7 protein-coding genes are annotated in these 6,008 nt (G+C 69.9%); 2 read left to right on the top strand and 5 right to left on the bottom strand.

Annotation, left to right across the window (positions count from 1 at the left end; genetic code table 11):
- Positions 1-164: 164 nt before the first annotated feature.
- The 5 genes from BCY76_RS02780 to BCY76_RS02760 all read right to left on the bottom strand — a co-directional run bounded on the left by BCY76_RS02780 (position 165) and on the right by BCY76_RS02760 (position 3,194).
- Positions 165-581, bottom strand: a complete 417-nt coding sequence (locus tag BCY76_RS02780; RefSeq protein WP_085437134.1) for a hypothetical protein — start codon at positions 579-581, stop codon at positions 165-167.
- A 10-nt stretch (positions 582-591) separates the two neighbouring features.
- Complete coding sequence (locus tag BCY76_RS02775) at positions 592-1,041, bottom strand: hypothetical protein (RefSeq protein WP_070159482.1); 450 nt, start codon at positions 1,039-1,041, stop codon at positions 592-594.
- Positions 1,042-1,047: 6 nt separating this feature from the next.
- Positions 1,048-1,809, bottom strand: coding sequence for a 4-hydroxy-tetrahydrodipicolinate reductase (gene dapB / locus BCY76_RS02770; protein ID WP_070159491.1), 762 nt, complete (start codon positions 1,807-1,809; stop codon positions 1,048-1,050).
- A 147-nt stretch (positions 1,810-1,956) separates the two neighbouring features.
- The gene (locus tag BCY76_RS02765) at positions 1,957-2,502 is read right to left on the bottom strand and encodes a hypothetical protein (protein WP_139827576.1); all 546 of its coding nucleotides are present in this window, start codon (positions 2,500-2,502) and stop codon (positions 1,957-1,959) included.
- Positions 2,442-3,194, bottom strand: coding sequence for a heparan-alpha-glucosaminide N-acetyltransferase domain-containing protein (locus BCY76_RS02760; RefSeq protein WP_083277425.1), 753 nt, complete (start codon positions 3,192-3,194; stop codon positions 2,442-2,444). The genes BCY76_RS02765 and BCY76_RS02760 overlap by 61 nt, the downstream gene beginning before the upstream one ends.
- Before the next feature lie 19 nt (positions 3,195-3,213).
- Between BCY76_RS02760 and dapA the strand changes: the two genes are divergently transcribed.
- Positions 3,214-4,176: a 4-hydroxy-tetrahydrodipicolinate synthase gene (dapA, locus tag BCY76_RS02755; protein ID WP_083277424.1), complete on the top strand. Its 963-nt coding sequence runs from the start codon at positions 3,214-3,216 to the stop codon at positions 4,174-4,176.
- A 166-nt stretch (positions 4,177-4,342) separates the two neighbouring features.
- Positions 4,343-5,977, top strand: coding sequence for a ribonuclease J (locus BCY76_RS02750; RefSeq protein ID WP_070159488.1), 1,635 nt, complete (start codon positions 4,343-4,345; stop codon positions 5,975-5,977).
- The last annotated feature ends 31 nt before the right edge of the window (positions 5,978-6,008 follow it).

The raw sequence follows: 6,008 nt of genomic DNA, 5'->3' as shown, positions 1-6,008 counted from the left end.
GGCCGAGCGGCACGGTCGCCGACCGGTACCAGCCAGGCGTCGCCGATGATCTCGACCATCAGCGGGCGGAGACGACGCCGCCACGCCGGGATGACGCCGGCCAGGGCAGCAGCACCAGCAGGACCAGCACGCCGGCGGAACTGCGGCCAGCATGGCCCCTGAGGTCACCAGGCGCCCACCCGGCGGCCCGCGGTGCGCAGCGGTCCCGCCACCGTCTGGGGCCGGGCGCCGTCGCCCGCCTCCCTCCAACGGTCGCCGCACCAGCCGCCGACGCCGCTGATCAGGGCGAAGGGTGCGACCTCCAGCAGCCACATCAGCACCGCCCAGAAATGTGGGGCTCGCGTCCCAGAGTCCCACCAGCCGTCGTGGAACTCGGCGATGAACGGCTCGCGTCCGGGAAGCTCCACGCGTGCCCGGTGGCTCAGCTCTGCTGGAGCGGCGGCGTCCACGGGCAGGTCGGTGAGGGTCCCACCGGCGGCCTCGACGCCGCGGCGCGCAGAGTCGTGGGTCTGGGCGGCCAGATGACCGGACTCGTGGACCCCGATGCCGTGGACGCAGACGTAGGCGGTGGTGCTGGTCACCGGGCGAGCCTCAGCTGCGGGACTCGGACCGCTGCATCCGGATGGCCCGTCGCATCATCTTTCGTGCCCGGCTGCGATCCGAGGCGACGTCATAGGCCACCGAGAGCCGGAACCAGCTGCGCCAGTCCTCGGGGTTCGCCTCAGCCTCGGCGGCATAGCGGCCGAACTGCTCGTCGGCCTGCTGGCGGTTCGGCCGGCCACCGGGCGAGCGCTCCACCCTGTCCTCCGGCAGGCCGCCCTCCGCGTCGAGGATGCGCCCCAGCCGCTCGGAGCCGAGGCCGAAGAGCAGCTCACGGACCAGCACCCAGGCGCCCAGGGCGATGACCAGCACCGCGCCGACGCCGATGAGCTGCGCGGCGGTCTCCTCCGCGGTGAGCAGCCGCCAGGCGTTGTACCCGGCCGCGCCGAGGAAGATGATCAGCAGCAGGATGACCAGCGAGGTCCAGATCTTCGCCTTCACCGCGACCTACAGCCCCAGGTCCAGGTAGCTGTCCAGGCCGTGGGTGAGCCCTGGTCGGGAGGCGACGGTGCGCAGCCCCAGCAGCACGCCCGGCATGAAGGACGCCCGGTCGAAGGAGTCGTGGCGGAATGTCAGCTGTTCCCCGGCGGAGCCGAGCAGCACCTCCTGGTGGGCCACCAGCCCGCGCAGCCGCACCGCATGGACATGGATGTCCTCCACCACGGCGCCGCGGGCGCCGTCGGGGTCCTTGACCGTGGCATCGGGGGAAGGTGCGACGCCGGCGTCGCGGCGGGCCTGCCCCATCAGTTCCGCGGTGCGCACCGCCGTGCCGGAGGGGGCGTCCACCTTGTCCGGGTGGTGCAGCTCGATGATCTCCGCCGACTCGAAGTACCGGGCCGCCTTGGCGGCGAATGCGGTGGCCAGCACCGAGCCCAGGGCGAAGTTCGGGGCGATGAGCACCCCGGTCTCCGGGCGCTGGGCGAGCAGCTCCTCCAGGCGGGACAGGCGCGGGGCGTCCCAGCCGGTGGCGCCCACCACGGCGTGGATGCCGTGCTCGACGGCGAAGCGGACGTTGTCCTCGGTGGCATCGGGGACGCTGAGGTCCACGACATGGGTCGCACCGGCCTCGCGGATCTCCTCCAGTGCGTCGCCCCGGCCCAGCTGGGCGACCAGCTCCATGTCATCGGCTCCGTCGACCGCCTTCACCGCTTCGGTGCCCATGCGCCCTCGGGCACCGAGCACGGCTACACGCATCTCAGTTCGGCTCATGGACACCAGCGTATCGTCCACCAGCGACGTCGACGGCATGCGATGACGAGCCGTCCGGCGGCGGGTCTCAGGACACCCGTGCGCCTCACGCGGGGCGGGGCCCTGCCGGCATCCCCACGGTGGCGGCAGTACCGGCCTCGGTGCGCCTCACGCGGGGCGGGGCCCTGCCGCCGCGGCTCCGGCCGCATGCGTGACCGCTTCCAAGGGGCCGCGCCGTCCCAGCGCGTGCTTCAGCAGCCCGCCGGCCAGGGCCAGGACCGTGAGCAGGACCATGATCACAGGCCCGCTGACCTCCGGGGAGTTCAGGGGGCCGTCGTCGTCCCGCCACAGGTGCAGCACCACCAGGTGCCCCACATACAGAGTCAGAGGCATCGCTCCGGCGCCCACCACGGGGGCGGCCAGAGCGCCGAGCCGATCCGTGACCAGCAGGCAGACGCCCAGCACCGCCAGGGAGGTGCCTACGGTGTGGAGCACGTCCAGGGAGCTGCCCGAATGCGGCGTGGCCAGCAGGTGCCAGCGGGGATCCTCGATGAGGGGCAGCAGCGTGCCGGTGAGCAGCTCGCCGCGCACCACCGGCTCCGGCATGCCGGTGGCCGCGGAGAGGTCCGGCACGATGGCGCTGACCGCCAGCGTCACCCGTCCCACCAGGTAGGTGCAGGCGGCCAGCAGCGCGCCGACGACGGCGAGCCGCACCGCCACCGCCGTCTCGGTGAGCCGCAGGCGGCCGATCGCCAGACCCGTGAACAGGTAGCCGGCCAGATGATGAGCGGATAGTAGCCCGACACCGCCAGATCCATCGCCAGCAGACCCGGCTGCGCCAGATCGCCGAACTCGGGGGAGTGCCACAGCCGCCAGGACTCCGCGAAATGGTCCAGCTCGGCGCTCAGCGCGAGGTAGACCAGCCGGTACGCCACCGGCGCCAGCACCACCCAAATGGCGGCCAGCATCAGCAGCGGACGGGCCCGCAGCGACAGGAACGGCAGCGCCAGGAGGAACAGCAGCCCGTAGTGGACCAGGATGATCGCCACCGAGGTCTCCAACATCGCCACAGCCAGACCGATCACCAGGATCAGCACGGCCCGGACCGCCACCGCTTTCCGGTTCCAGGTCATGCGTTCCCGCGTGCCCGGTCCCGCGGCTCCGCCGCAGAGCAGCGCCAGCCCGACCCCGGCCAGCAGGGCGAACAGGGCGGAGGGCCTGCCCGTGAACAGCCACCCCGCGACGGTCGGATCACCGGTGAACTCATCGGTGGTGGAGAGCACGTGGACGGCCATCATGCCCAGCAGGGCCAGACATCGGGCCGCGTCGACCCCGGAGATGCGAGCAGGGGAGCGGAGGGCGCGGCGGCGACGCGGGGCCGGGCCGGCGGTGCTGGGGCTGTCCACAGACGGTAGGCTACGTGCTATGGCGAGCGACAACGAGCTGACACACGAGTTCGACCTTCACCTCACCGAGGGCGAGGTCAAGCACCCGGATCAGACCGATCCGCACTTCGGGCATCTCATCACCGCGATGGTCACCCCGTTCACTTCGGATGACCGCGTCGACTACGAGGCCTTCGAGGCGCTCGCCGTCAAGCTGGTGGAGGAGGGCAACGACTCGCTCGTGGTCTCCGGGACCACTGGGGAGACCTCCACGCTGGAGGACCATGAGAAGGAAGGCCTGGTCCGGGCGGCGAAGTCCGCCGTCGGGGACCGTGCCAAGGTCATCGCCGGCACCAGCACCAACCACACCTCGCATGACCTGGAGATGGCCCGGCGTGCCGAGCGGGCCGGGGCCGACGGGCAGCTCGTGGTCACCCCGTACTACAACAAGCCCAGCCAGGACGGTGTGCTCGCCCACTACGAGGCCGTCGCCAATGCCGCCGACCTGCCGCTGATGATCTACGACATCCCGGGCCGCTCCGGCATCGCCATCGAGACCGAGACGATCCTCAAGCTCGCCGAGCACCCGCACATCATGTCGCTCAAGGACGCGAAGAACGACATCACCGCGACCACCGAGGTGCTCACCAAGACCGAGCTGGAGGTCTACTCGGGCGACGACCAGAACGTCCTGGCCTGGATGGCCATGGGAGCGGTCGGCGTCGTCTCGGTGACCTCGCACGTGGCCAGCCCGCACTTCCGCCGGATGATCGACGCGGTGCTGAACTACGACCTCAAGGAGGCCCGCATCGTCCACGGCGAGTTGGGCCCGGTCATCCGCGCCATGATGACTCGTGTCCAAGGTGCGGTCTCCTCGAAGCTGGTCCTGGACTGGCTCGGCTTCCCCATCGCCCCCGACGTGCGGCTTCCGCTCGTACAGGCCAATGAGACGGAGAAGGAGCTGGTCCTGGCCGACCTCCGTGAGGCCGGCTGGAACCTCTGACCCACTCTCGCCACCGGGACCGGTCTGAGGGCCTGCCTAGGTGAGGAGCCGGAGGAGCACGTAGGCTCGAAGGCACGCGTATCGCAGACCTGACACCCGACCCAGGAGGTCCATCACCTTGGCAGCACAGCGCCTGATCACCCCGCCGAAGCTCAAGAAGGGCACGATGCGCATCGTGCCTCTCGGTGGTCTTGGAGAGGTCGGGCGCAACATGGCGGTGTTCGAGCTCGACGGCAAGATCCTCATCGTCGACTGCGGCGTCCTCTTCCCGGAGGAGGAGCAGCCCGGCGTGGACCTCATCCTGCCGGACTTCAGCTACATCGAGGACCGCCTGGACGACGTCGTCGGGCTGGTGCTCACCCACGGGCACGAGGACCACATCGGTGCGGTGCCCTACCTGCTGCGCAGGAAGCCGGACATCCCGCTGATCGGCTCCACCCTCACGCTGGCGCTGATCGAGGCGAAGCTCGCCGAGCATCGCATCAAGCCCTACACCCTGGCGGTCAAGGAGGGCGACGTCGAAGAGCTGGCGCCCTTCGAATGTGAGTTCGTCGCGGTCAACCACTCGATCCCTGACGCGCTGGCGGTGCACATCCGCACCGAGGCCGGCTCCGTGCTGCACACCGGCGACTTCAAGATGGACCAGCTGCCCTTGGACGGACGGATCACCGACCTGCGGCACTTCGCCAAGCTCGGCGAAGAGGGCGTGGACCTGTTCATGACGGACTCCACCAACGCCGACGTCCCGGGCTTCACCACGCCGGAGAAGGAGATCGGCCCCACCCTGGACCAGCTCTTCGGCACCTCCAGCCGGCGCATCATCGTGGCCTCCTTCTCCTCCCATGTCCACCGCGTCCAGCAGGTGCTCGACGCCGCCCATGCGCACAACCGCAAGGTGGCCTTCGTGGGGCGTTCGATGGTGCGCAACATGGGCATCGCCGCCAAGCTGGGCTACCTGGACGTGCCGGAGGGCATCCTGGTGGATATGAAGAAGGTGGACAGCTACCCCGACTCCGAGGTGGTCCTGATGTCCACAGGCTCGCAGGGCGAACCGATGGCGGCGCTCTCGCGCATGGCCAACGGCGACCACCAGATCCAGGTGGGGGAGGGCGACACCGTCATCCTCGCCTCGTCGCTGATCCCCGGCAACGAGAACGCGGTCTTCCGGGTCATCAACGGGCTGCTCAAGCTCGGCGCCGAGGTGGTGCACAAGGGCACCGCCAAGGTGCACGTCTCCGGCCACGCGTCGGCCGGTGAGCTGCTCTACTGCTACAACATCGTCCGGCCGAAGAACGTCATGCCGGTGCACGGCGAGACCCGGCACCTGATCGCCAACGGTCGGCTCGCGGAGTCGACCGGGATCGACCCCGAGCGGATCCTGCAGTGCGAGGACGGCACCGTCGTGGATCTGCGCGACGGCGTCGCCCGCATCACCGGGCAGATCGAATGCGGCTACGTCTACGTGGACGGCTCCTCCATCGGGGAGATCACCGACGCCGACCTGAAGGACCGCCGAACCCTCGGTGAAGAGGGATTCATCTCGGTGATCACGGTGGTGAACCGTCAGACCGGTCAGATCGTCTCCGGCCCGGACATCCACGCCCGCGGCGTGGCCGAGGAGGAGAAGGTCTTCAAGGACATCAAGGAGAAGATCGCCCGGGCGCTGACCGAGGCCATCCAGGACAACAAGGAGCACACCACCCATCAGCTCCAGCAGATCGTCCGGCGCACCATCGGCTCCTGGGTCAACCGGAAGCTGCGTCGCAAGCCGATGATCGTCCCGGTGGTCGTGGAGACCTGATCCCGACAGCGGCCGGCCGCCGGGTCGACGT

It is taken from the genome of Nesterenkonia sp. PF2B19, from assembly GCF_001758425.2.
GTDB lineage: Bacteria > Actinomycetota > Actinomycetes > Actinomycetales > Micrococcaceae > Nesterenkonia > Nesterenkonia aethiopica.
Note: the sequence above shows the minus strand (reverse complement) of the source record. Positions and strands in the feature narration are given on the sequence as shown.